At 55.6% G+C, this 1197-nt stretch carries 1 protein-coding gene; it reads left to right on the top strand.

Annotated features, from left to right (window positions below):
• Nucleotides 1–10: 10 nt before the first annotated feature.
• Nucleotides 11–1197, top strand: a 1187-nt coding sequence (locus INT29_RS19900) for an FAD-dependent oxidoreductase (RefSeq protein ID WP_193073276.1), incomplete at its 3' end; no start/stop codon positions are given.

Consider the following 1197-nt stretch of genomic DNA (forward strand, 5'->3'; position numbering starts at 1 on the left):
TCCCTTCCGTGTGGCTATTGTGGGTGCCGGTCCTGCCGGGATCTATGCGGCCGATCTGTTGACTAAGGCTGAGCGTGACTTCGAGGTCAGTATTGATCTCTTTGAGCGTTTGCCGACTCCGTTCGGTTTGGTCCGTTACGGTGTGGCTCCGGATCATCCTCGGATCAAGGGCATCATCAACGCTTTGATCAAGGTCCTCGACCGTGGTGATATTCGTTTGTTCTCCAACGTGGAGTACGGGGTAGACATCAATCTCGAAGAGTTGACTGATCGCTATGATGCGGTGATCTTCTCTACCGGTTGCTTCATTGATGCGTCTTTGAATCTGCCTGGTGTGGATCTGCCTGGTTCGTATGGTGCTGCTGATTTCGTGAATTGGTATGACTCGCATCCGGATGTGGCTCAGACCTGGCCCCTGGGTGCTGAGAAGGTTGCTGTCATCGGCAATGGCAACGTTGCTCTCGACGTGGCGCGGGTGTTGGCGAAGCAGGCCGATGATATGCACACGACTGAGATTCCTGATCACGTGTATGAGGGTCTGAAGTCGTCTCGGGTTACGGATGTGCATGTGTTTGGTCGTCGGGGTCCGGCCCAGGCGAAGTTCACTCCGCTGGAGTTGCGTGAGCTGGGGCATGTCAAGGATGTCGATATCATCGTCTATCCCGAGGACTATGAGTTCGATGATGGGTCTTTGGCTGCGATTGAGTCGAATAATCAGACGAAGCAGGTTGCGAAGACTCTGACTGATTTCACGATGCGTGAACCGGTGGGGGCTAAGCGTCGTCTGCATCTGCATTTCCTGCATTCCCCGGTTGCGATCTTGGGTGAGGATCGGGTGACGGGTCTGCGTACGGAGCGGATGGAGCTTGATGGCAGTGGTGGTGTGGTTGGTGCCGGTACGTTCCATGATTGGGACATCGATGCCGTGTATCGGGCCATCGGGTATGCGGGTACAGCGCTGCCGCAGTTGCCTTTCGACTCGAGCAGGGGAGTTATCCCGAATCATGAGGGTCGCGTCGTCGACGCGGATGATCAGCAGGTCTCTGCGCAGGCGGATGTGGTCCAGGGTGTGTATGCCACTGGTTGGATCAAGCGTGGTCCGGTGGGTTTGATTGGGCATACGAAGGGTGATGCTCTGGAGACGATTGGTCATATTTTGGATGATCGTTCTGCTGGTGTGTTGACTGAGCCGGTGTA

Source organism: Brevibacterium sp. FME37, assembly GCF_014897485.1.
GTDB lineage: Bacteria > Actinomycetota > Actinomycetes > Actinomycetales > Brevibacteriaceae > Brevibacterium.